Below are 23,735 nucleotides of genomic sequence, written 5' to 3' on the forward strand. Positions count from 1 at the left end.
GGCCTCACCCATGGACCTCTCCCAACTGCCCTACCGGACACTGGCCATCGTGCGCGGCACGGACCGCGACGCGGCGGTGCGAACCGTGCTCACGCTCGCCGAGGAAGGCATCACCGCCGCCGAGGTGTCCCTCACCACACCCGACGCCTTCGGGGTGATCGAGCAGGCTCGGCGCGAGCTCGGCCCCGACGCTGTCCTGGGCGCCGGCACCGTGCTGACCGACGCCGACGCGGCCCGCTCCGCCGACGCCGGGGCGAGCTTCCTGGTCACTCCGGGGCTGGTGCCGGATCTCGCTACTGAACTCCCTTGTCTGATAGGTGCTCTGACGCCCAGCGAGGTCATCGCGGCCACCCGCGCGGGTGCCCTCGCCGTCAAGCTCTTCCCGGCCTCGCACGGCGGCCTCGGCTATCTGAAGGCGCTGCGCGACCCGTTCCCGCAGGTGCCGTTCCTCCCGGTCGGCGGCGTGGACGCCGCCACCGCGCGGGCCTACCTGGCCGCCGGGGCGGTCGCGGTCGGCGTCGGCTCGCCGCTGATCGGCGACGCCGCCAGCGGCGGCGACCTGTGGGCGCTGCGCGACCGCGCCGCCCAGTGGCGCCACGAGCTCGCCGAGGCGGTGGCGGAATGAGCCTCGCACCGTCCCCCGAAGTCCTGACCGTCGGCGAGACCATGGCCGCCCTGCGCGCCACCGGCCGGGTCCGGCTCGGCGCACCGATGGAACTGTCCGTCGCCGGCGCCGAGGCCAACGTGGCCATCGGCCTGGCCCGGCTCGGCCACCGGGCCGGCTGGATCGGGCGGGTCGGCGACGACGAGTTCGGCCAACTGGTACTGCGCACCCTGCGCGCCGAACAGGTCGCCGTCGAGCACGCCCGGATCGACCCGGACGGGCGGCCCACCGGCCTGCTCACCCGCGAGGGCCGGATCGGCGACCTGGTCCGGGTGGGCTACTACCGGGCCGGCTCGGCCGGCTCCGCGCTGCGCGCCGAGGACGTGCTGCCCGCGCTCACCCCCGCGGTCCGCGTGCTGCACCTGACCGGCATCACCCCCGCGCTCAGCCCGACCGCCGCCGACGCCGTGCTGACCGCCGCCCGGCGGGCCCGGGAGCTCGGAACCACCGTCAGCCTCGACCTCAACTACCGTGCCCGGCTGTGGGATCCTGAGCAGGCTCGCGCGGTCCTGCTGCCGCTGGCCCGCTCGGCGGACGTGCTCTTCGCCTCCGCCGACGAGCTGCAGCTGGTCAGCGAGAACCCCGCGCTGCCCGAGGGCGAGGCCGTCGCGGCACTGCTCGCCCAGGGCCGGCGGGAGGTGGTGATCACCCGCGGCGGCGACGGCGCCAGCGTCAGCACCGCCGCGGGCACCCTGGCGGCGGCCGCCCGGCGGGTGCCGGTGGTCGACGTGGTCGGCGCCGGCGACGCCTTCGTGGCCGGCTACCTCTCCGCACTGCTGGACGGCCTCGACCCCGCCGCCCGGCTCGAACGCGCTGTCACCACCGGCGCGTTCGCCGTCACCACCCGCGGTGACTGGGAGGGCCTGCCCACCCGCGAGGACCTCACCCTGCTCGACCAGCCCGCCGGCACCACCCTGCGCTGAGGCCCGTCCGGCCGACCGTGCCCGAGCGCCGCGCGCTCGCCACGGTCGGCTTTCGGCGTCTTGGCGGCCGGGCCCCCGACCGATCGGAGAACCACCATGCCCGACACCAGTGCGCGCGCCGAGATCTGGGCCGCCGGCGACTACGAGCTCGGGGAGGGCGCCCGCTGGGTCGACGACCGGCTCGTCCTCACCGACATCCTCACCGGCCGGCTCCTCGAAGTCACCGGCACCGAACCGCGCACCCCGCGCGAACTGCTTTGCCTGGATGTCCCATTGGGCGCCGTCGCGCCGATCGCCGACCGGCCCGGACACTGGATCGCCGCCGCCGGCACCGGCATCGCCCTGCTCGCCCCGGACGGCTCCGCCCAGTGGCTGGCCCGCCCCGAGGACGGCGCCGCCACGCCGATGCGGATGAACGACGGCGTCTGCGACCCGCTCGGCCGGTTCTGGGCCGGCAGCATGGCCTACGACGGCACGACCGGCGCGGGCTCGCTCTACCGCACCGATCCGGACGGCGCGGTGCACCGCGTGCTCACCGGCCTGACCATCGTCAACGGCCCAGCGGTCAGCGCCGACGGCGAGTTGCTGTACGTGGCGGACAGCGCCGCCGGCACCATCCTGCGCTGCACCCTGAACGCTGCCGGAAAGCCCCTCTCCGTAAAGGAGTTCGCGCAGGTCGACGGCGGATCGCCGGACGGCATGACGCTGGACACCGAGGGCCGGCTCTGGGTGGCGGTCTGGGGCGGCTCCGCCGTCCACCGCTACGACCCGGACGGCACGCTCTCGGCCGTCCTCCCGCTGCCTGTTCCGCAGCCCACCTCGGTCTGCCTGCGCCCCGGCGGCGGGCAGTTGCTGGTCACCACCGCCCGCTACGGCCTCACCGGCGGCCCCGGTGCCTCCGGCAGCGTGCTCACCGTCCCGGTCGACGCGGCCGCTCCGGCGGCCGCCGCCTACCACCTCGCCTGACGGAACGTCATCAGGGCGGCCGCCAGCAGGCGGCCGCCCTGTCTCCTGTCCGCGGACAGCCCGACGGGCGATGCGGGAGCACCCGGAGGGCGCTCCCGCATCGCCGCGCCGGCGAGCCGACGGCTCGCTACAGTCGGCCTGCCGCAGCCGGGCTGCCGGTCAGGGACCGGGTGCTGTCGAGCTGCTGCCAGACCCAGGAGCTGCCGCTCCGGTAGGCCTGCCAGAGGGTGTTGTCGGTGCCGCGGGCGTAGACGTTGGCCCGGGAGCCGACCTCGGCAGCCGACGGGGTGCCGGTGACGGTCTGGGTGCCCACGCTGCTCCAGCTGGAGGCCCAACCGCCCGCGGCGGTCCAGCCGAGGGTGCTGACGGTGTTGTCGGACTTGGTGGCGAAGACGTCGATCTGGCCGGGGCCGCCGCTGGCCGCGACGGGGGCGGAGTTCAGGGTGCCGCCGAGGCTGGTCCAGTTGCTCCAGACACCGCTGACGTAGCTCTTCTGCCACAGGGCGTTGTCCGCACCGCGGGCGAACAGGTCGACGCGGTTGAGGGACGCGACGGCGGTCGGGGCGCCGACGATGGTGTTGGGGCTGCTGGTGGTGGCGGGGCCGAGCAGGTCGGTCCAGCTGGAGGTCCAGGAGACGCTGGGCCAGTAGGCGGGGCAGCAGCTCTGGTTGGCGTTCGGGGTTCCGGGGGCCTGCTGGTAGGTCTTCTGGAAGACGGCGCCGTCGGTGCCGCGGACGAAGACGTCGATCCGGTCCTGGCCGATGCTGGCGGCGGTGGGACTGTCGGACAGGGTGCCGCCGAGGCTGGTCCAGCTGCCCCAGGTGCCGTTGAGGTAGCTGTCGACCCACAGCGCGTTGTCCGCACCGCGCACGAAGACGTCGGTGCCGGAGGGCGAGTTGACGACGGCGGGGTTGCCCTGGATGCTGACCGGCCCGGTGCCGGTGGTGCCCAGGTTCAGGTTCTGCCAGCCGGACCAGGAGCTGCCGTTCCAGGTCTTCTGGCCCAGGCCGGAGGCGCTGGTGGCCAGGACGGTCTCGGGCTTGGCGTCCGCGCCGCCGGTGAGCTTGAGCATCACCGACTGGTGCGGGGCGAGGGTGAAGGAGAGCGAGCCGCCGGAGGCCAGGGTGCCCAGGTTCGCACCGGTGTAGAGGTTGCTGACGGTGGAGGTGCCGGTCAGGTCCAGGCCCTGGGTGGTGAAGGTGTAGGTGCTGGAGCCGCCGCTCGTGTTGAGCAGCAGGACGGCGCGGTTGCCGGAGCCGGACAGCTGCTTGGACCAGGTCTGCACAGTGCCGTTGTCGAGCACCTTCTGGCCCTGGTGGGCGGCGCTGTCCTGGTCGACGCCGATCACGGCCTGGTTGCCGATCACGCCCAGGGTGGTGGGGTCGAGGCTGGTGACGTCGGTGCCGAGCACCAGGGGCGCGCCCTGGATGGCCCACATGCCGAAGTAGGACTGCTTCTCATCGGGGGTCAGGCCCCACAGCGTGGGGTCGGTGCCGTGGGTCTGCTGCGCCCCGGTGCTGGGGTTGTCGCCGAAGCCGGGGCCGATGAGCAGGTAGTCGGGGTCGTTGTACTGGCCGGCGGCCTGGTTGCTGGGATGGTCGTTGAGCTGGAAGTTGTTCCAGACCTGGCTCCAGTTGATCCAGGTCGCACCGCCGTTGGTGGTCGTGCCGTAGCCGGCGGCGCCGCTGATGTCGCGGCCGGTGCGCGCCGTGCGGGCGGCCGCGCCGCCCCAGGCCCAGGGGCCGTCCGGGCTGCCCTCGCCCCACTCGCAGATCTCCAGGGCCATCGGGTGGGCGGTGCCGGCCGAGGTCCTGGCGTTCGCCAGCAGGCTGCCCCAGTACTTGTAGCCCTCCATGGTGTTGGTGTAGTTGGGGCTGGTCGGCACGCCGCCGCAGTGGTCCAGCTTCAGCCAGTCGAAGCCCCAGGTGGCGAAGGTCGTCACGTCGCCGGCCTCGTGGTTGCCACTGCCGTTCTGACCGCCGCAGCCGCCACCCGCGCCTGCGCCGGTGTCGCTGTAGATGCCGGCGTACAGGCCCAGCGAGTGGATGTAGCCGGTCAGGTCGCTCATGCTGTTCAGCGTCACCGAGGGCACGACGGTGCCGTTGGAGAGGGTCACGGCCTTGGTGCGGTAGCCGGTCAGGAAGCCCGCGTTCGGCACGGGGTTGCCGTTGGCGTCGCGCCCGGCGGTCCCGTTGGTCCACCAGCCGCCGTCCATGCCGACGTCCTTGTAGCCCAGATCGGCCATGCTCTCGTGATTGCCGGAGCCGTTGACCGGCAGGTTGCCGTTCTGGGCGGCGAGGCCGGCGGCGGCGTCGGCGATGTTCTGCGCCGTGTACCCGTTGTTGTAGAAGTACCAGGAGTTCCAGCCCATCGGCGCGGCCGTACTGCCGTAGACGCCGGGCGGGACCACGGCCTGGGCCGGGGCGGACGAGGTGACGGTCGCCGTCGCAACGGAACCGGTGAGGATCACGGTGGCGCTCAAGGCCGCTCTGAACAGACGCGCCCGCGACATGCGGCGGGTGGGGGACATGATCACGCTCCACTACCTGAGTCGCCGGCCCGGGGCGGCCGGCGCTTCGAGACAGTGACACGCGTGACATCCCAGCGTCAACGATTATTCCATAATTAATGCCAAGTTGTTTCAGGCGCGTGCCCGACCTGCCAGACTGTCGCCCCGCCGCCTCCCACGGCGGCCCCTCCACTGACAACTCGCGCATTCAGGAGCCCTGGTGCGTTCCCTCACTCTGCGTGCACGGCGGCTGCTGCGCCCCGCGCTCGCGCTCGCCCTCGCCTTGGCAGCGCTCCCGGCTGTCCTGTTCACCGCCGCCCCACCAGCTCGCGCCGAGGACAACGGCGCGGCGCCCACCCCGCTGATGGGCTGGAGCAGTTGGAGCTACCTGCGCTCCAATCCGACCGAGCAGAACATCGAGGCCCAGGCCAAGGCGATGTCGGACAGCGGCCTGGTCTCCCACGGCTACCGGAACATCAACATCGACGACTTCTGGTACCTGGACCCGCGCAGCACCGTCGACGCGTACGGCCGCTGGGCGACCGACCCGGCCAGGTTCCCCAACGGCATGGGCTCGGTGGGCAGTTACGTCCACTCGCTCGGGGAGAAGTTCGGGATGTACCTCACCCCCGGCATCCCGGTCGCCGCCTACAACCAGAACACCCCCATCGAGGGCACCCCGTTCCACGCCCGGGACAACGGCTCCAGCACCTCCAGCTACGAGACCAACTACAACTTCTGCAGCGGCTGGGTGGGGACGATCTTCTACCGCGGCCCGATGTACTACATCGACTACGCCAAGAACCCCGCCGCCGCCCATGCCTTCCTCAACTCCTTGGCGAAACAGCTGGCTTCGTACGGCATCGACTACCTCAAGATCGACGGCGTGGGCGACGGCGACATCGCCGACGTCCAGCACTGGTCGCAGGCGCTGCGGCAGACCGGCCGCCCGATCGCCCTGGAACTCTCCAACGCCCTTGACGTGAACAACGGTTCGACCTGGCGGAGCAACGCCAACGGCTGGCGGATCGAACGCTCGAGAACCCCGGCCACACTGATCACCGCCCTTCACCCGTCACGCTAGACCGGCGCCTGGGCGGCGGCAATCACCCGTTGGCGGGACGGATGGGCGGGTGCGGGCGTACCCCCTTGCCGCGTACGGCGCCCGGCAGCAGGGGTCCCAGAACGACCACCGCAGAGGGAGTCTCGATCACGTCAGGCGACTGCCGCCGCCACGGGCAGGCAGGCGACCACCCGGCTGCCCGCCGGGCCGAGGAAGGCCAGCCACCAGCTGCAGCAACGCCCGATCAGATCCAGCCCGGGCCCACAGCTCGCATCAGCGTCCTCCGGCACCTCACGCGGAGTGGTGCGGTCCTGCCACCGCCCGGCGTCCTTGACCTCGACCGTGACCTCGGCGCGGTCGACGACGGTGAGCAGCACCGTGACCTCGGGACTGCCGCTGTGCAGCACGACGTTGGTGACCAGCTCGGTGACGACCAGCGACAGCGCGTCGATCGTCTCCTCCGGCACCGCCCAGCACCGGGCGGTGTCACGGACGAAGTGGCGCAGGGACGGCACCGCGGCCTCGCTGACCGGCATGCTGCTCAGCGCGGAGATCTGGGGGCGGCCCGGCTGCCGGTCCTGGGGGCGCTCGGCCGGTGCGATCTGCGGACGCTCGGTGGTGATCATGCTCAGCTCCTGGGTCGTCCCGCGGGTGGTGCGTGTGGTGCGGGCTGGTCTCCACCGTGCCGACCCTGGTCACTGTGAGCAATAGGGATCCGGGAGCAGTGGGTATACGCAATACCCGGCGACTGGCGAGCGGTGCCGCCGGTGTGCCAGTTGTCCTCGACGAACCGCAGGATCGAGGACTGGTCGGTCCGCGCGCGGTCGACGAAGTTCGACCTGGCGTACGGCGAGAGCACCCGACGGAAAGGTCGCCCTGGTCACCGGCGGCGACGGTGCCGCCGACTGCCGGACCCTTCGGGAACGGACCAGCCGCGCCCGGAATCGTGAACAGCGGGAGGGACAGCTCCTTGGCAAGAGCAGCTGCGGTCATACTCTTCCCGGTGCCCGGTGGACCGGACAGCAGGACCCGGTGCACTGGGGTGAAGCCGAAGCGCTCCAGACGCGCTCGCTGGCGCTGCTCGTGCAGCACCTTGTCGAGACAGGAGCGGACGACCGGTCGCCAGTGGGTCCGGACTACGTGCCACCACAATGCGTATGCGCGTCGGGCCAAGCCGCCACCGAACTGCTACTGACGGCAGCGGAAGCGTCACGATTGGTAGTAGGCAGAACTCGACCAGCCCGCCCGAAGACCTCGCGGAGAGCGTCCGCACCGACGTCGGCGCCAGCGGATTCCTCACCTACGTCGCCGAGGTCCTTGAGCGGACCACATCACCATTGACAGGTGCTCGATGCCGTCGGCGTCGAGCCACGGCAGGACCCTCGGCGACCTAATGAAAGCGCTCGCCAGCACACCACCCCATCAGCCGTCCGTGGCCCCAGCTGATCTCAGGGTTCTTGTCGGCGGCGGCTGAACCGTGGTTGTGGATCACTTAGCGGGCCCGCCCGTCGATCCCGGGGTGTCGCCTCGGCCGGGTGCGGGCCGCGCTGCCGAGGTGGGGATCTTGGAGCGGACGGCGCACGATGGAAGTAGTGCTGACCCCGGGGTGGACAGCGATCCTGCGGGAGACCACCATGACCGAGCCGTCCTTGACCCTCTCCGAACTCAGACTGGTCGCCGCCGCCGCGGGCGCGGCGCCGTCGTTGCACAACAGCCAGCCCTGGCGCTTGCGGCCCAGCGCAGACCTCCGCACGCTGTCGGTGTTCGCGGATCGCGCGCGCGCCGTGCCGGTCGCGGATCCGGACGGCCGGGCGCTGCACATCTCGGTGGGCGCCGCGGTGTTCAACGTGCGGGCGGCGGCCCGTCACCTCGGGCGGAGCGGCTCCGTACGGCTCTGTCCGTCGTCGGCGGATCCGGACCTTCTCGCGGTGATCGACCTGACCGGGAGCGCCCCTGCGGATGAGCCGGACCTGCAACCGGCGATCGAGCAGCGCCACTCCAGCCGCCGCCCCTTCGCCAACCGCGACGTTCCAGAGGCGGTCATCGGTGAGCTGATCGCGGCCGCAGCCCAGGAGGGTGCCACGCTGGCCGTGCTGGAGGAAGCTGGTGTGCGCCGAGTGCTGGAGCTGACCACCGAGGCCGAGCGGCGCACTGCCGATGACGTGGCCCGGCTGGCCGAGACGCGCGGCTGGCTACGGCTGGAGGAGCCGGCCGCCGACGGTATCCCTGCGGCGGCGCTCGGCCCGCTGGACCATGACGCCCGGGTGCCGATGCGCAGTTTCACCGGCACGCCGCCCCGGCCGGGCTCGCACACCGAACGCTTCGAGGCGCTGCCGCAGATCGCCGTCATCACCACCCACGGGGACCACCCGGTCGACTGGCTGCGGGCCGGCCAGGCGATGGAGCGGGTTTGGTTGCTCGCGACGCTGCGCGGGGTGCGTGCGTCAGTGCTGCACCAGGCCGTCGAGTGGTCCGATACCCGGTGGCGTCTACGCGATCCTGCGGAGGGGCCCGGGCACGTCCAGATGGTGATGCGACTCGGTTACGGCCCGCCCGGCGCGCGGACGGCGCGGCGGGCGGTGGAGGAGATCCTCGACATGGGCGACTGTCAGAGGCTTCATGACGAGACGTCGGCCGGTGCCTGAGCCTGTGGTCGCGAGACGTGCCGCCTGCGCACGCTCGCAGAGGAGGAGATCGTGAGCGACAACACTGCAGGGCCGACCGATCGCGAGCTCCTTCACCGGATCGAGGTACGGATCGGGCAGCTCGGCCTGTCCGAAAGGCAGCTGGCTGGGCAGGCCGGCATGTCGACCCGCTACTTCCGGCACTTGATCGAGTCCGGACCCGACTTTGACCCCGGCGGCTTCCTGCGGCTCGCCGCCGCCCTCGGGATGACCCGCCAAGAGCTGATCGAGGGCCGGCGTGACGCACCTGCGGGCCAGCGCGGGGCGGCCCGGCACCCGGTCCTCGCGAGACTTACCGCCGAGGAGTGCTGGGAGCGGCTCGGAACCCACGGGGTCGGGCGCATCGCAGTGCCCGTCCATCCCGGGCCAGGCGTGTTCCCGGTCAACTACAGCGTCGACGGCCACACTGTCGTGTACCGAACGGCTGAGGGGGGCGCTGCGGCGGCGGAACTCGGCGGCGAGATCTCGTTCGAGGTCGATCACCTTGACGAGCACCAGTCGACAGGCTGGAGCGTCCTGCTCGTCGGCGTCGCCGAGCACGTCACGGATCCCGGTGCGGTCCGACGGTTCGAGGAGCAGCCTGGCGTCAGGCCATGGGCCGGGGGCGTCCGGGACCTGTGGATCCGTATCGTCCCGGGGCAGGTCAGCGGCCGCCTGATCCGCAGCCTCTGACCTCGGTCGGATCCCGATACGGTCAGCGCTTCCATGGCTGGCCGGTGGTCATATCTGGAGACCTCGCCCGGTGCGCGGGCAGATCGGCCAGCGCGACGCACCCCGGCGCCGAGACCTGGTGCCTGCAGAACGCGGGCATCGGGTTCCGGGCGCACGGGGTGGTGCGCATCTGTTCAGTGAACCGGGTGCAGGACTGCGGCGTCGTCCGTCCGGTAGTCCAGTCGGCTGGTCACGTCGATGACACCGTCCACACTCCGGCACAGCCGTTCCACCACCGACACCAGGGCGCGGTGCTCGACCGTGCCGCTCAGGGTGACCCGGCCCTCGTTGACTCGGGCGTCGACGCAGCCCGGGGCAAGTCCCAGGGTGCGGTCGAGGATCTCGTGGGTGATCTCCTCGTTGATGGCTCGGTCCTGGCGGAGGAAGACGCGCAGCAGGTCGCTCCGGCTGACGATGCCGACCAGGCGTCCCGCCTCGTCGACGACCGGCAGGCGCTTGAGGTGGTCGCGCTGCATCAGGCGGGCGGCCTCGACCACGGTCCACTCGGGCCGCGCGCACACCGCCGGACTGGTCATGAGGCCTTCGGCGGTGGCGGCGCGGCTGCGGGTGTGCTCGTCGGGCGACAGCTGCGGGGTGAGCAGAAGCCCGGCGGGGTCCTCCTGCGCGGCCTCGTTGAGCAGCAGGTCGGCCTCGGAGACCAGGCCGATCGGCCTTTCCTCGTGGTCCAGGACGGGCACGGAGGTGATGTCGTGTTCGGCGAGCAGGCGGGCGATCTCCTTGAAGCCGGTGTCGGGCCGTACGTGCACGACGGCCGAGGTCATCAGCTCTCCCACGATGCGGTGTCGCATGGTCGGCTCACTCCTTCTCTGCTGCCGCGCGGCCCAGGGGCCGCGCGGGTGGGTGCGGTGGGTGCGGTGTGGTGTGGTGTCCGGTTCAGGTCCTGGACGGGCGGTGTCGTGCAGTCGGGTGTTCAGTGCGTCGAGTGGCGGACCACGACGACGGGGCACGGCGCGTGCTGCACGCAGTGGCCGGCGACGGAGCCCAGCAGCGCGCCGACGAAGCCGCCGTGGCCTCGGCTGCCGACGACCAGGAGATCGGCGCCCTGGGCCGCCTCCAGCAGGCAGGACGCGGCGCCGCCCTGCACCACCCGGGGGCGGATCTCGATCGGGCCCACCGCGCCGGTCGCCTGCGCGATGGCGTCGTCGAGCACCTTGCGCATGATGGCGGCGAGATCCTCGCCGGTCTCCATCGGCAGCGTCCAGCCGGTGGCCACCGGGTACTGCCAGGCGGTGAGCGCCTCGATGACGGCGCCACGGGTGCGGGCCTGGTCGACGGCCCAGCTCAACGCGTCGATCGAGGACGGCGATCCGTCCACGCCGACGACGATCCGCCGCTGGGGTTCAGTCTGCTCGGTCACGGTTCTTCTCCCTGTCGCTGTGGTCGCCTCCACCATCGGTCGACGGGCCCGTGGTGGCGAAGGGCCGAGGGGGCCGCTGTGCCGGGACCTTCAGCCCCGGTGCGGCACGAATGCCGTTCCGGGGGCCGACGGGCCTGCCGAACAGGGCCCATGAGTCCCTGTCACCGCCCGGGTCCATGCGGTGCAGTAGGCGTGCGAGACGAAGCCTCAACAGAGGCGGCCGCGAGGCAGGGAGACGAGCATGGAGCTAGAGGGGCCGGCCATCGAGCTGGCCGGACTGAGCAAGTTCTACGGCCACAAGGCGGGTGTCGACCAGCTCGACCTCACCGTGCAGCGAGGTGAGATCTTCGGGTTCCTGGGCCCCAACGGCGCTGGGAAGACCACCACCATCCGCTGCCTGGTGGGCTTGCTGCGGCCGAGCGCCGGGCGGATCCGCCTGCTGGGCCTGGACCCGGTCGCCGATCACCGGCACGTGGCCCCGCGGCTGGGATACCTGCCGGGGGAACTCCGCCTGTATCCGGAGCTGACCGGCACTCAGACGCTGCGGCTGCTCGGGGATCTGCAGGGCGCGGCAACGCCCCGGCGCGCGGAGCTGTGCGAGCGTCTGGGGCTGAGGGGTGCCGATTTGGGCCGGCCGGTGCGGGAGTACTCGCGCGGTATGAAGCAGAAGCTGGGCCTGGTCCAGGCGCTTCAGCACGACCCTGAGCTGGTGGTGCTGGACGAGCCCACCGAGGGTCTGGATCCGCTGGTCCAGGAGGTCTTCTTCGCGCTGCTTGAGGAGGCTTCGCACGCGGGACGTACGGTGCTGTTGTCGAGCCACGTGCTGCCGGAGGTGCAGCGGGCCTGCGGGCGGGTGGCGCTGGTGCGCGCGGGGCGGTTGGTCGCGGTGCGGGCCGTGTCCACCTTGCGGCAGGAGCGCGCCAGGCGGGTGCGGCTGGTACTGGCCGATGGCCGGGGTACCCGGGGCCTGGGGCCGGCGGAGCGCTGGTCACCGCGCTGGAACGGGGACGAGGTCCAGCTGCTGGTCCCGCCGGCGGAGTTGGTCGCGGGCCTGCGGGAGCTCCTGGCCGCGCTGCCGGTGGCGGACCTGTCGGTGGAGGAGGCCAGGCTGGACGAGGCGTTCCTCGACCTGTACCGGCAGGATGTCGAAGCGGCGGAGGTGCGGTCGTGAGGGCCCGGTTCCCGTTGTTCTGGCTGGCTCTGCACCGGCGCCGCAGGATGCTGGCATTCCTGGCCGCCGGAATGGTCGTCTTCGAGGCGCTGATCGTGGCCGTCATCCGCGCGGTGCCGCCGACCCAGCTGTTCGCCGGGACAGGCCCGACCGGACCCGAGGCATTGAAGGCGTTCTCCGGATCGACCGGTGACGTGTCCATCGCCAGCTACCCCGGTCTGCTCGGGGCCGGTCTGGTGCACCCGTTCTGGATCGCCATGCAGCTGACGGCGATCGGCTCGCTCGCTGCGGCTGCTGTCGCGGCCGACGTCGAGTCGGGCACCGTGGAGCTGCTGATGGTCCGTCCGGTCTCCCGTCTGAGGCTGCTGGCCGAACGGGCGGCCGCCGTGGTCGCCGCCTCGCTGGCGCTCAACGCCGCCGCCACGTTGGCGGTCGCCGGTGGTGTGGCCCTCACTCCTGCCCTGCACCATGCGGTCCCTCTGCGCGGCGTGCTCGCGGCCGGCCTGGCGGGCTGTGCGTTCACGCTCTGTCTGTCCGGTCCGGCGTTGGCCGTCTCGGCTGCGGCTCGCCACCGGGCCCAGGTGATCGGCGCCACCATCGCGGTGGGCGCCGTTGGCTTCGCCGTCAACTTCATCGCGATGGCCTGGCATCCGGCCGGGCCGCTGCGCTACCTGAGTCCGTTCCACTACTACACGCCCGGTGACGCGCTCGCCCACGGGACGATCGCCTGGGTCCCGTTCGCCGTCCTGGTGGCCGTCGGGTGCGCCGGGATCGCGGCCGCACTCCCGTTGCTCCTGCGCCGGGACCTGGCTCCCTGAGCACCACACCGCCCGCAGCCCGCCCGAGAGCCGGCTGGCATCCACACCCTGATCGAACAACCCGATCAGCAGAGCACTGCCCGCGGCCGACAGCTGGAGGCTGGGGCCGACACCCACCGCACCCGCAGTGGCCGACCGCGGCACGATCGCGGCCGGCCACTGCGCTTTCGCGTCCACGGGTCTCGGCCGCTTTCCGGTATCCATGGCCCAGGGCCGGAGCAGCCCTGGAAGTAGGCCACGGAAATCCCTCGGCGGCTGCCGGATCACGCGCGCCAGGAGCCCGGTGCCACGCCGCCGCTGCTCCAGCGGCACGCAGCGCGAGCACGACGATGCTCCCCGGTCGGTCGAGGAGCTGTGGGCTCGACCTGCCGGGGAGCAAGTGTTGCGGGCTCGGTCAGACGGCGTGCAATCCGTGGGCGGCGAACACCGCGCGAGCCGCGGCCACCTGGTCGCGGGTGGGCGTCGGCGTGTCGGCGAGGGTGAACTCCAGACCCAGCGCACGCCATTTGGCGGCGCCGAGCTTGTGGAAGGGCAGCACGTCGACCCGGGCGACGTTGCCGAGGGAGGCTGCGAAGGAGGCAACGCCCTCGATGTTCTCGGCGAGGTCGGTGAGCCCCGGGACGAGGACGAAGCGGACCCAGACCTCCGTGCCGAGGCCGGCCAGGCGTCGGGCGAAGTCCAGGGTGGGAGCGAGCCTCTGCCTGGTCAGGTGGCGGTAGAGCGCGTGGTTCCAGGATTTGATGTCGAGCAGGACGAGGTCGGTGTCGGCGAGCAGCGTGTCGGTGGCGCGGGAGCCGAGGAAGCCGGAGGTGTCCAGGGCGGTGTGCAGGCCGAGTTCGTGCTTGAAGCGGTGCAGCAACTCGCCGGTCAGATGCGGCTGGAGCAGCGGCTCGCCGCCGCTGATCGTCGCTCCGCCGCCGGAGGCGCGGATGAACTCGGTGTACTTGGCGGCCTCCTGGACGATCTCGTCGGCGGTGGTGCGCCGGCCCTCGCGCAGGTGCCAGGTGTCGGGGTTGTGGCAGTAGAGGCAGCGCAGCGGGCAGCCGTCGAGGAAGGCGACGAAGCGCGTGCCTGGACCGTCGACGCCGGTGGACAGGTCCCAGGAGTGCAGTCGGCCGGTCACCAGGCAGGACGGAGGTGCAGAGGTGTCGGCCGGGGCGGCGGTGGTTTCGGTCATCGCGGTTCTCCTTGCACAAAGACGCGGTGCCGACACCTGTGGTCGGGGAGGGTGTCGGCACCGCGGGCTGGTGGGCGGCGGCTACAGCGCGCTGTGGAAGGTGCGGCCGATCACGTCGAGCTGCTGCTCCCGGGTGAGGCGGACGAAGTTGACCGCGTAGCCGCTGACCCGGATGGTCAACTGGGGGTAGTTCTGCGGGTGTTCCATGGCGTCCAGCAGGGTGTCGCGGTTGAGGACGTTGACGTTCATGTGGAAGCCGCCGCAGGCGGTGTAGCCGTCGAGCACGCCGACCAGGTTGGCGATCCGCTCCTCCTCGGTGCGGCCGAGTGCGTCGGGGGTGACGGTGTTGGTGAGGGAGATGCCGTCCTCGGCCTGCTCGTAGGGGAGCTTGGCCACGGACAGGGCCGCGGCGACGTAGCCGTGGCGGTCACGTCCGTTCATCGGGTTGGCGCCCGGGGAGAACGGTTCGCCGGCCTTGCGGCCGTCCGGGGTCGCGCCGGTCTTCCTGCCGTAGACGACGTTGGAGGTGATGGTCAGCACGGACTGGGTGTGCTCGGCGCCGCGGTAGGTGGGGTGCTTGCGTACCTTGTCCATGAACTCCTCGACCAGGCGCACCGCGATGGCGTCGGCCCGGTCGTCGTTGTTGCCGTAGGCCGGGTACTCGCCCTCGACCGAGTAGTCGACGGCGAGACCGGTGTCGTCGCGCACCGGGCGGACCGTCGCGTGCTTGATGGCGGAGAGCGAGTCGGCCGCCACCGCGAGGCCTGCGATGCCGCAGGCCAGGGTGCGCCGGACGTCGCGGTCGTGGAGGGCCATCTCCAGACGCTCGTAGGCGTACCTGTCGTGCATGTAGTGGATGACGTCCAGTGCGTGGACGTAGGTGGCGGCCAGCCAGTCGAGCTGCTGGTCGAACTTGGCGAGCACCTCCTCGTAGTCGAGGACGTCGGCGGTGATCGGGCCGGTGGCAGGGCCGGCCTGGGTGCCGGAGATCTCGTCCCGGCCGCCGTTGATCGCGTAGAGGAGGGTCTTGGCGAGGTTGACCCGGGCGCCGAAGAACTGCATCTGCTTGCCGACCGGCATCGCGGAGACGCAGCAGGCGATGGCGGTGTCGTCGCCGAAGCGCGGGCGCATCAGCTCGTCCGACTCGTACTGGATACTGGAGGTGTCGATTGACACCTTGGCGCAGAACTCCTTGAAACCCTCAGGGAGTTGTGGCGACCAGAACACGGTCAGGTTGGGCTCGGGAGCGGGGCCGAGGTTGTAGAGGGTCTGGAGGTAGCGGAAGGAGGTCCGCGTCACCAACGGGCGCCCGTCCTCACCCATGCCGCCGATGGACTCGGTGACCCAGGTCGGGTCGCCGGAGAACAGCTCGTCGTACTCCGGGGTACGCAGGAAGCGCACGATCCGCAACTTGATGACGAAGTCGTCGACCAGCTCCTGCGCCTGCTCCTCGGTCAACCTGCCTGCTTCGAGGTCCCGTTGCAGATAGATGTCGAGGAAGGTGGAGGTGCGGCCCAGCGACATCGCGGCGCCGTTCTGCTCCTTCACGGCGGCCAGGTAGGCGAAGTAGAGCCACTGGACCGCCTCGCGGGCCGTCGTCGCGGGGCCGGAGACGTCGTGGCCGTAGCCGGCGGCCATCTGCTTCAGTTCGCCGAGTGCCCTGATCTGCTCGGCGAGTTCCTCGCGCTCCCGGATGGTCTCCTCCAGCCGCGACGGATCGTGCGGCAAGTGGTCCAGTTCGGCCTTCTCGGCCCGCTTCCCCTCGATCAGCCGGTCCACGCCGTACAGCGGCACCCGGCGGTAGTCGCCGATGATCCGGCCGCGGCCGTAGGCGTCGGGCAGGCCGGTGATGACGCCGGCCTTGCGGGCGGCGAGGATCTCGGGGGTGTAGGCGTCGAAGACGCCGTCGTTGTGGGTCTTGCGGTACTCGGTGAACACCTTCTCCAGTCCCGGGTCGACCGGGTAGCCGTAGGTCTTCAACGCGCCGGCGACCATCCGCCAGCCGCCGTAGGGCATGATCGCGCGCTTGAGGGGGGCGTCGGTCTGCAACCCGACGATCAACTCCCGCTCCCGGTCGATGTATCCGGGCACGTGCGCGGTGATGCCGGCGGGCACGTCGTGGGCGACGTCGTACACCCCCTTCGCCCGCTCCTCGGGGAAGCGGTCGGCAATCAGCTTCCACACCGCGAGGGTCCGCTCGGTGGGCCCGGCCAGGAAGAATCCGTCGCCTTCGTAGGGGGTGTAGTTGTGCTGGATGAAGTCGCGCACGTCGATGGCCTCGCGCCACCGCTCTCCTTGGAAGCCGTCCCAGGCGGTGGCGGTCGGCTGCTGCTGGGTGGTCATGGTCGGTCCGTCCTTCTCGCTCGGGTTGGTGGTGGTCAGGACCGGTCGCCGTAGAAGGCCTGACGCATCAGCTGCTGCATGTCGGCGAGCAACGGCATCCGGGGGTTGGCCGGGGCGCACTGGTCCTCGTAGGCGTTCATCGCCTGCTGTGGCAGGGCCGCCAGGAACGCCTGCTCGTCCACTCCCGCCTCCTTGAAGGAGCGCGGGATGCCCACCCGGTCGCGCAGTTCCTCGACCGCGGCGGCCAGGGACTCGACGCCCTGCTCTGAGGTGTCGGCGGGCAGACCGAGCATCCGGGCGATGGCCTGGTACCGCTCCGGGGCCACGTAGCTGCGGTACTTGGGCCAGCTGGTGACCTTCGCCGGCGCGGTGCCGTTGTAGCGGATCACGTGCGGCAGCAGCAGCGCGTTGGTGCGGCCGTGGGCGACGTGGAAGGTGGCGCCCAGGGTGTGGGCCATGGCGTGCACCACGCCGAGGAAGGCGGAACCGAAGGCCATGCCGGCGATGGTGCCGGCGTTGTGCATCTTCTCCCGCGCGAGCGGGTTGTTCGGGCCGTCGGTGACGGCCTGCTCCAGGTGCTCGAAGACCAGCCGGATGCCCTGGAGGGCGAGTCCGTCGGTGAAGTCGTTGGCGTAGACGGAAACGTAGGTCTCGATGCAGTGGGTGAGGGCGTCGAAGCCGGTGTCTGCGGTGACCGCGGGCGGCAGGTGGGTAGTGAGCGCCGGGTCGATTATGGCCACGCTCGGGGTGAGCGCGTAGTCGGCGAGCGGGTACTTCTGTCCGGTGGCGGTGTCGGTGATCACCGCGAACGGGGTGACCTCGGCTCCGGTGCCCGACGTCGTCGGGACGCACACGAGCTTCGCCTTCTCGCCGAGGTCCGGGAAGGTGAAGGCGCGCTTGCGGATGTCGAAGAACTTCTCCTTCAGGTCGGCGAACTCGACCTCGGGGTGCTCGTACATCAGCCACATCACCTTGGCCGCGTCCATCGGCGAGCCGCCGCCGAGCGCCACGATGGTGTCGGGGTGGAACTCGCGCATCAGCTCGGCGCCCCGCCGGACGGTGTCGATGCTCGGGTTGGGCTCGACGAAGTCGACGACGCGGACCTCGACGGGTTCGCGGCGGCGGTCCAGGATGCCCCGGATCCGCTCCAGGTGCCCGATCTCCACCATGGTCGGATCGGTCACGATGACGATCCGGTGAGCGTTCGGCATGCTGGCCAGGTACTTGATCGAGTTGCGCTCGAAGTAGATCTTCGGGGGGACCTTGAACCACTGCATGTTGGTGTTGCGCCGCCCGATCCGCTTGATGTTCAGCAAGTTGAGTGCCGAGACGTTGCCGGCCACGGAGTTGTGCCCGTAGGAACCGCAGCCGAGCGTCAGCGAGGGGGTGAAGGCGTTGTAGACGTCGCCGATGCCGCCCTGTGAGCTGGGCGCGTTCCAGATGATCCGACAGGCCTTGACGGCGTGACCGAACTCCTCGACGAACGCGGCGTCCTCGGTGTGCACCGCCGCCGAGTGCCCCAAACCATTGAACTCCACCATTGCCGCCGCCAGTTCGACACCCTCGCGGCGCGAGGCGGCGGTCAGCACGGCCAGTACCGGGCACAGCTTCTCCCGGGTCAGCGGCTCGCTCGGGCCCACCCGGTCCGCATCCACCAGGATCACCGAGGTATCGGCCGGCACCTCGAACCCGGCCGCGGCGGCGATCTCGTGGGCGCTGCGGCCCACTGCCTCTGCGTTCAGACGCTCGCCCGCGCAGGAGGAGCCGCCGTCCCCGGCGGGGAACAGGTGCCGCTCCAGCAGCACCTTCTCCTCGGCGCTCGCGTGATACGCCTTCAGCGTGCGGAACTCCGCGAGCGCGGCCTCGCGGATCTCCGCGTCCAGGATGACGGCCTGTTCGGAGGCGCAGATCATGCCGTTGTCGAAGGTCTTCGACAGCACGATGTCGTTGACGGCCCGCCTCAGGTCCGCGCTCCGCTCGACGTAGGCGGGGACGTTGCCGGCGCCGACGCCGAGGGCCGGTTTGCCGCAGGAGTAGGCGGCGCGGACCATCGCGTTGCCGCCCGTCGCCAGGATGGTCGCCACGTCCGGGTGGTTCATCAGGGCGTGGGTGGCCGCCATCGACGGCTCCTCGATCCACTGGATGCAGGACTCCGGCGCTCCGGCCGCCACCGCCGCCTCCCGCACGATCCGGGCTGCCTGTGCCGAGCAGCGTTGGGCCGAGGGGTGGAAGGCGAAGACGATCGGGTTGCGGGTCTTCAGTGCCAGCAGGCACTTGAAGATCGTGGTGGAGGTGGGGTTGGTGACCGGGGTGATGCCGGCGACCACGCCGACCGCTTCGGCGATCTCCACGATCCCGTCGATCTCGTCCCGGTGCACCACGCCCACGGTCTTCGTGCGGGCCATCACGTGGGTGACGTTCTCGCAGGCGAAGACGTTCTTGACGGCCTTGTCCTCGAACACGCCGCGCCCGGTCTCCTGCACCGCCAGCGCGGCCAGGCCGGTGTGCTGGGCCAGTGCGGCCAGAGACGCCTTCTTGACGATGCGGTCGACCTGCTCCTGGGTGAAGTCGGCGTACTTCCGAAGAGCCGTCAGGGCGTCGGCGACCAAGGCGTCGACGGTGGAAACCGGGGTCTCGGCAGGAGGAGTCTGCTCCTCGGCCTGCGGGCGGCGGGGCATGGCGGGACCACCTTTCGGTTTGTCATCCGGGGATCGGGCGCCGGCGGGCATCGCCCGCGCTTCCACCGACAGCCTTCCCGGGCGGTGCTGGGCAGGGAGGTGGCCGTTGGGGTACGCCTGCGGGCCGAAGGTCCCCTCGTCCGACCGCGGCCGGGCCACACACGCCGGTGGCCGTGACAAGACCGGGTGCTGCCGGTCCTGCCACGGCCACTACGGCCTTACCTCTCAGTCGTGCGGCACCACCGCGACCGGGCTGTGCGTGTGATGCAGCACTGCGTTGGCCACGGCACCCAGCCCGGGCACGGCCGGCCGGACCCTCGGGGTCCGCCGACCCACCACCACCAACGAAGCGCCGCGGGATGCCTCCACCAGTGCCTTCCCCGCCGACCAGCCGGTCACCTCGGCCTCGACGCGCGCCTCGGGAAACTTCTCCCGCCAAGGCGCCAGCGCATCCTGGAGCCGGACCAGCGCAGCCGCCGCCAGGGCATCCGTGATCTGCGGCGGGTCTATCGGAGCAGCCGTCAGGTACCGCCCGGTGGGTATGTTCCGGCTCTCCAGCGCCCGCAGCTTCGCTCCCCGTTCGGCGGCCTGCTCGAAGGCGAAGGAGATGACCTCGGCACTGGGCCGGGCGCTGTCCACCCCCACCACCACGTCGGACTGCACACCGCCGTCGCCGTCCGCGCCGCCCCGGAGCAGGACCACCGGGCAGGCGGCGTGCGCCGCCGCGCGCAGCGCGACCGACCCGGCCAGCAAACCGGTGAGCCCGCCCTGTCCGCGTGTGCCGAGCACGAGCAGGCCCTCCCGGTCTCCGGCAGCGACAAGTGCGTAGGCCGGGTGACCGGGGACGTGCTCGCAGGAGATCTGCAGGCCCGGCAGCACGTCGGCGAGATGGTCCCGTAGTTCGAGCACCGGCCGGGGCAGCGACTGCTCCGGCTCCGCGGGCTCCACCGAGAACGGCTCCGCGGCACCGGCGTGGATCATCCGCAGCGCCCGGCCGCTCCGGTGGGCCTGGTAGGCCGCCCACTCGGCCGCGGCCGCGCTCTGCGCTGATCCGTCAACTCCCACCACCACTGTGTGAGACATGATCACGACCTCTTTCGTTCTGCGGTCGCGGACCGATGTGCGCGACCTCGTGTCTGATGGACAGGCTGGCGGCCAGCGACGGCCGGTCCCAGGGGCCGAGCAGCCCTGACCGGTCCCGAAGGTCCCGGTCAGGGCTGCGCTCATGCCTCGGGTACGACCGCCACCGGGCAGTCGGCGTGGTGCAGGACCGCATGGGCCACCGGTCCGAGCAGGCCGACCTGATCGGTCGGCCGGCGGCCGAGCACCAGCAACCGGGCCTTGGCCGACGCCTCCACCAGTGCCGGGCCCGGTGCGGCGCCCTCCGTGTCAGCGACCACCTCGACCTCGGGATAGGCCGCCTTCCAGGGCTCCAGGACCCGGGTGAGCAGCGCGGTCCCGACGCCGTGTCCCTGGTCGGCCCCCGCCGCTGCCGAACCTGCCTCGGCGTGCACGATCCGCAACGGCAGGCCGTAGCTTCGTGCGGCCAGGAACGCGAAGAGCAGCGCCGCCTCGGCAGGACGGCGGGCGTCCAATCCCACGACCACCTGCTCGCGCGGGTGCGCGCCCGGGCTGTCCACCGGCAGCAGCACCGTGGGACAGCCGGCCCGGGCCGCGACGTGCAGGGCGGTGGAGCCGACGCGCAGCTCCGGGAAACCGTCGCTACCGCGCGCCCCGAGCACCAGCAGCTCGGCGTCCTCCCCCGCGGCGACCAACGCAGCGGTGACGGCCTCGTGGACCTCGTCGGTGCGGACCGTCACCTGCGGGTGGCGCACCGCGAGGACGTGCCGGACCTCGTGGAGCAGGTCGTAGCTGGACTGGGTCGGCCGGCTCCAGCTGGGGAGCAAGTGCGGCATCAGGGGCTGGGCGTGCAGGACCCGCAACGGGCGGGCGCGCAACAGTGCCTCACGTGCGGCCCAGTCGGCGGCGGCCAGGCTGGCGTCGGAGCCGTCTACCCCGACGGCGATGGGCAGGTCCATGGTGGTGGTCTCCTTCGGGTGGAGCGCCTTCGGCCTGGGTCAGCTGCCAGGCTGCCAGTCGGTGATCTCGGGCAGGTCGTTGCCGTGTTCGCGGATCCAGTCGTGGTGGCGCAGGCGCTGGTCGGCCATCTGCTGGCGCAGGGCGGCGGCGCGGACGGCGAGTCCGGGGGTGCGGTCGATGACGTCCATGACCAGGCGGTAGCGGTCGAGGTCGTTGCGCACGACCATGTCGAAGGGCGTGGTGGTGGTGCCGGACTCCTTGTAGCCGCGCACGTGCAGGTGCGGGTGGACGGTGCGGCGGTAGGCGAGGCGGTGGATCAGCCAGGGGTAGCCGTGGTAGGCGAAGACCACCGGCTTGTCGCGGGTGAACAGGGCGTCGAATTCGGCGTCGGGCATGCCGTGCGGGTGCTCCTCGGCGGGCATCAGCCGGGCCAGGTCGACCACGTTGACCACCCGCACCGCCAGGTCGGGCAGGTGACGGCGCAGCAGCTCCGCGGCGGCGATCACCTCCTGGGTCGGGACGTCGCCCGCGCAGGCGAGCACGACGTCCGGCTCACCCGTGCCGTCGTCGGTGCCGGCCCACTCCCAGATGCCCGCCCCGCGGGCGCAGTGCGCTCGCGCCTGGTCCAGGGTGAGCCAGTCGAAGCAGGGCTGCTTGCCGGCCACCACCACGTTGACGTAGTCCCGGCTGCGCAGGACATGGTCGGCGACCGCGAGCAGGGTGTTGGCGTCCGGCGGGAAGTAGACGCGCACGGCCTCGGGGCTCTTGTTGAGGACGTGGTCGACGAAGCCGGGGTCCTGGTGGGAGAAGCCGTTGTGGTCCTGGCGCCAGACGTGCGAGGTGAGCAGGTAGTTGAGCGAGGCGACCGGCGCGCGCCAAGGGATCTGCCGGGTGGTGCGCAGCCACTTGATGTGCTGGTTGACCATCGAGTCGACGATGTGGACGAACGCCTCGTAGCAGGAGAACAGGCCGTGGCGGCCGGTCAGCAGGTAGCCCTCCAGCCATCCCTGGCAGGTGTGTTCGGAGAGGATCTCCATCACCCGGCCGTCGTGGGCGAGGTGTTCGTCGGTGTTCAGCACCTGGGCCTGCCATGCCTTGTCGGTGGCGGCGTAGACGGCCTGGAGCCGATTGGAGGCGGTCTCGTCCGGGCCGACGATCCGGAAGTCGCGGCGCTCGGCGGTGTCGGCCATCACCTGCTCGAGCAGGTCGCCGAGGATCCGGGTGGGTTCGTGCAGGGTGGCGCCGGGCTTGTCGACCGGGACGGCGAAGCGCTCCAGCGCGGGCAGGGGCAGGTCGCGCAGCAGCAGGCCGCCGTTGGCGTGCGGGTTGGCGCCGAGCCGGCGACGGCCTTCGGGAACGCAGTCGAGGACCTGCTCGGTGGGCCGTCCCCGCTCGTCGAACAGTTCCTCGGGACGGTAGGAGCGCAGCCAGGCCTCCAGCTGGGCGAGGTGCCCGGGGTTGTCGCGAACCTGGTCGAGCGGGACCTGGTGGGCGCGCCAGGTGCCCTCCACCGGCACGCCGTCCACCTCGGCCGGGCCGGTCCAGCCCTTGGGGGTGCGCAGCACGATCACGGGCCAGGCGGGCCGCTCGGTGACGCCGTCCTGGCGCGCGGCGTGCTGGAAGGCTGCGATCCGGTCGACCGCGGTGTCCATGGCGGCGGCCATCGCTCGGTGGATGGTCAACGGGTCGTCGCCGGTGACGTGGAGCGGGTCGTGTCCGTAGCCGCGCAGCAGGGCGTCCAGCTCGTCCTCGGGCACGCGGGCGAGCACGGTGGGGTTGGCGATCTTGTACCCGTTGAGGTGCAAGATCGGCAGCACGGCGCCGTCGTGGACCGGGTCGAGGAACTTGTTGCCGTGCCAGGAAGCGGCCAGCGGTCCGGTCTCCGCCTCACCGTCGCCGATCACGCAGGCGACCAGCAAACCGGGGTTGTCCAGCGCCGCGCCGTAGGCGTGCGAGAGCGCGTAGCCCAGCTCGCCGCCCTCGTGGATCGAGCCGGGCGTCTCGGGCGCCACGTGGCTGGGGACCCCGCCGGGGAAGGAGAACTGCCGGAACAGCTTCGCCATGCCCTCGGCGTCCCGGGTGATGTCCGGGTAGGTCTCGGTGTAGCTGCCCTCCAGCCAGGAGTTGGCGAGGACCGCCGGACCACCGTGGCCCGGTCCCCAGACGCAGATCGCCTCCATGCCGCGGGACCCGATCACCCGGTTGAGGTGGGTGTGCACCAGGTTGAGGCCGGGCGAGGTGCCCCAGTGGCCCAGCAAGCGGGGCTTGATGTGCTCCGGTCGCAGCGGCTCGCGCAGCAGCGGATTGGCCATCAGGTAGATCTGACCGGCCGCCAGGTAGTTGGCGGCACGCCAGTGGGCGTCGAGTGCCCCCAGCTCGCTCTCGGACAGATCTTCGGGTGTCGAAGCGGCGGTCACGGACATGACTGCGGTCTCCTCGGGGACGTCGGCTGGTCTAGCCGCTGGTGGCGGGCTGTGCCCCATCGTCACTCTGCGCAGACAACCAGGTACAGGGCCGATCGGGCCACGCCGCGCGGCACAGCACCGGGACCTGTGGCCCAGCAGAACGTTCCCGCGCTCGGCGCAGGGCCGACCGGCGGCCGCCATTGGG

At 71.5% G+C, this 23,735-nt stretch carries 18 protein-coding genes and 1 pseudogene; 8 read left to right on the forward strand and 11 right to left on the reverse strand.

The window, feature by feature from the left end:
* The first annotated feature begins 10 nt into the window (after positions 1 to 10).
* The 3 genes from ACFYNO_RS22640 (at position 11) to ACFYNO_RS22650 (ending at position 2,553) form a co-directional block, all read left to right on the forward strand.
* Positions 11 to 625 (forward strand): bifunctional 4-hydroxy-2-oxoglutarate aldolase/2-dehydro-3-deoxy-phosphogluconate aldolase, encoded by a 615-nt coding sequence (locus ACFYNO_RS22640; RefSeq protein WP_388015184.1) that lies wholly within the window; start codon positions 11 to 13, stop codon positions 623 to 625.
* Positions 622 to 1,587, forward strand: coding sequence for a sugar kinase (locus tag ACFYNO_RS22645; RefSeq protein ID WP_388015186.1), 966 nt, complete (start codon positions 622 to 624; stop codon positions 1,585 to 1,587). The genes ACFYNO_RS22640 and ACFYNO_RS22645 overlap by 4 nt, the downstream gene beginning before the upstream one ends.
* A 96-nt stretch (positions 1,588 to 1,683) precedes the next feature.
* Positions 1,684 to 2,553, forward strand: a complete 870-nt coding sequence (locus ACFYNO_RS22650) for an SMP-30/gluconolactonase/LRE family protein (RefSeq protein WP_388015189.1) — start codon at positions 1,684 to 1,686, stop codon at positions 2,551 to 2,553.
* A gap of 127 nt (positions 2,554 to 2,680) precedes the next feature.
* On the opposite strand, the gene ACFYNO_RS22655 is transcribed toward ACFYNO_RS22650, so the two are convergent.
* Positions 2,681 to 5,035: a hypothetical protein gene (locus ACFYNO_RS22655; RefSeq protein WP_388015192.1), complete on the reverse strand. Its 2,355-nt coding sequence runs from the start codon at positions 5,033 to 5,035 to the stop codon at positions 2,681 to 2,683.
* Positions 5,036 to 5,282: 247 nt separating this feature from the next.
* Here ACFYNO_RS22655 and ACFYNO_RS22660 point away from each other — a divergent pair, with 247 nt between their 5' ends.
* Positions 5,283 to 6,146 carry a glycoside hydrolase family 27 protein gene (locus tag ACFYNO_RS22660; protein WP_388015195.1) on the forward strand — a complete coding sequence of 288 codons (864 nt, stop codon included), beginning with the start codon at positions 5,283 to 5,285 and terminating at the stop codon, positions 6,144 to 6,146.
* A gap of 131 nt (positions 6,147 to 6,277) precedes the next feature.
* On the opposite strand, the gene ACFYNO_RS22665 is transcribed toward ACFYNO_RS22660, so the two are convergent.
* Positions 6,278 to 6,751 (reverse strand): ATP-binding protein, encoded by a 474-nt coding sequence (locus tag ACFYNO_RS22665; protein ID WP_388015198.1) that lies wholly within the window; start codon positions 6,749 to 6,751, stop codon positions 6,278 to 6,280.
* A gap of 322 nt (positions 6,752 to 7,073) precedes the next feature.
* Positions 7,074 to 7,217 (reverse strand): annotated as a pseudogene (locus ACFYNO_RS22670) (AAA family ATPase); the annotation flags it as partial.
* A 542-nt stretch (positions 7,218 to 7,759) separates the two neighbouring features.
* On the opposite strand from ACFYNO_RS22670, the gene ACFYNO_RS22675 reads away from it, so the two are divergent.
* Together ACFYNO_RS22675 and ACFYNO_RS22680 are read left to right on the forward strand one after the other, a co-directional pair.
* Positions 7,760 to 8,770 carry an Acg family FMN-binding oxidoreductase gene (locus ACFYNO_RS22675; protein ID WP_388015201.1) on the forward strand — a complete coding sequence of 337 codons (1,011 nt, stop codon included), beginning with the start codon at positions 7,760 to 7,762 and terminating at the stop codon, positions 8,768 to 8,770.
* 51 nt (positions 8,771 to 8,821) lie between these two features.
* The gene (locus ACFYNO_RS22680) at positions 8,822 to 9,481 is read left to right on the forward strand and encodes a pyridoxamine 5'-phosphate oxidase family protein (RefSeq protein WP_388015204.1); all 660 of its coding nucleotides are present in this window, start codon (positions 8,822 to 8,824) and stop codon (positions 9,479 to 9,481) included.
* Positions 9,482 to 9,654: 173 nt separating this feature from the next.
* Here the strand turns inward: ACFYNO_RS22680 and ACFYNO_RS22685 are convergent, their stop codons facing one another.
* Positions 9,655 to 10,329 (reverse strand): CBS domain-containing protein, encoded by a 675-nt coding sequence (locus tag ACFYNO_RS22685; RefSeq protein ID WP_388015207.1) that lies wholly within the window; start codon positions 10,327 to 10,329, stop codon positions 9,655 to 9,657.
* Between the two features lie 122 nt (positions 10,330 to 10,451).
* The gene (locus ACFYNO_RS22690) at positions 10,452 to 10,898 is read right to left on the reverse strand and encodes a universal stress protein (RefSeq protein WP_388015210.1); all 447 of its coding nucleotides are present in this window, start codon (positions 10,896 to 10,898) and stop codon (positions 10,452 to 10,454) included.
* A gap of 241 nt (positions 10,899 to 11,139) precedes the next feature.
* Between ACFYNO_RS22690 and ACFYNO_RS22695 the strand changes: the two genes are divergently transcribed.
* On the forward strand, positions 11,140 to 12,069 hold the full coding sequence (locus ACFYNO_RS22695; protein ID WP_388015213.1) for an ABC transporter ATP-binding protein: 930 nt from the start codon (positions 11,140 to 11,142) through the stop codon (positions 12,067 to 12,069).
* Positions 12,066 to 12,887, forward strand: coding sequence for an ABC transporter permease subunit (locus tag ACFYNO_RS22700; protein ID WP_388015216.1), 822 nt, complete (start codon positions 12,066 to 12,068; stop codon positions 12,885 to 12,887). The genes ACFYNO_RS22695 and ACFYNO_RS22700 overlap by 4 nt, the downstream gene beginning before the upstream one ends.
* A 394-nt stretch (positions 12,888 to 13,281) precedes the next feature.
* Here ACFYNO_RS22700 and pflA read toward each other — a convergent pair whose 3' ends face one another.
* The 6 genes from pflA to ACFYNO_RS22730 form a co-directional block, all read right to left on the reverse strand.
* On the reverse strand, positions 13,282 to 14,064 hold the full coding sequence (gene pflA / locus ACFYNO_RS22705) for a pyruvate formate-lyase-activating protein (RefSeq protein ID WP_388015219.1): 783 nt from the start codon (positions 14,062 to 14,064) through the stop codon (positions 13,282 to 13,284).
* 81 nt (positions 14,065 to 14,145) lie between these two features.
* A complete protein-coding gene (gene pflB / locus ACFYNO_RS22710; protein ID WP_388015222.1) occupies positions 14,146 to 16,407 on the reverse strand; it encodes a formate C-acetyltransferase in 2,262 nt (753 codons plus the stop codon).
* A 35-nt stretch (positions 16,408 to 16,442) separates the two neighbouring features.
* Entirely contained in the window at positions 16,443 to 19,085 is a 2,643-nt protein-coding gene (adhE, locus tag ACFYNO_RS22715; RefSeq protein ID WP_388015225.1) for a bifunctional acetaldehyde-CoA/alcohol dehydrogenase, read from the reverse strand.
* Between the two features lie 225 nt (positions 19,086 to 19,310).
* On the reverse strand, positions 19,311 to 20,168 hold the full coding sequence (locus tag ACFYNO_RS22720) for a universal stress protein (RefSeq protein WP_388015228.1): 858 nt from the start codon (positions 20,166 to 20,168) through the stop codon (positions 19,311 to 19,313).
* 140 nt (positions 20,169 to 20,308) lie between these two features.
* On the reverse strand, positions 20,309 to 21,124 hold the full coding sequence (locus tag ACFYNO_RS22725; RefSeq protein ID WP_388015231.1) for a universal stress protein: 816 nt from the start codon (positions 21,122 to 21,124) through the stop codon (positions 20,309 to 20,311).
* 39 nt (positions 21,125 to 21,163) lie between these two features.
* The gene (locus tag ACFYNO_RS22730) at positions 21,164 to 23,548 is read right to left on the reverse strand and encodes a phosphoketolase (RefSeq protein WP_388015234.1); all 2,385 of its coding nucleotides are present in this window, start codon (positions 23,546 to 23,548) and stop codon (positions 21,164 to 21,166) included.
* Positions 23,549 to 23,735 lie beyond the last annotated feature (187 nt).

It is taken from the genome of Kitasatospora sp. NPDC006697 (assembly GCF_042869935.1).
GTDB lineage: Bacteria > Actinomycetota > Actinomycetes > Streptomycetales > Streptomycetaceae > Kitasatospora.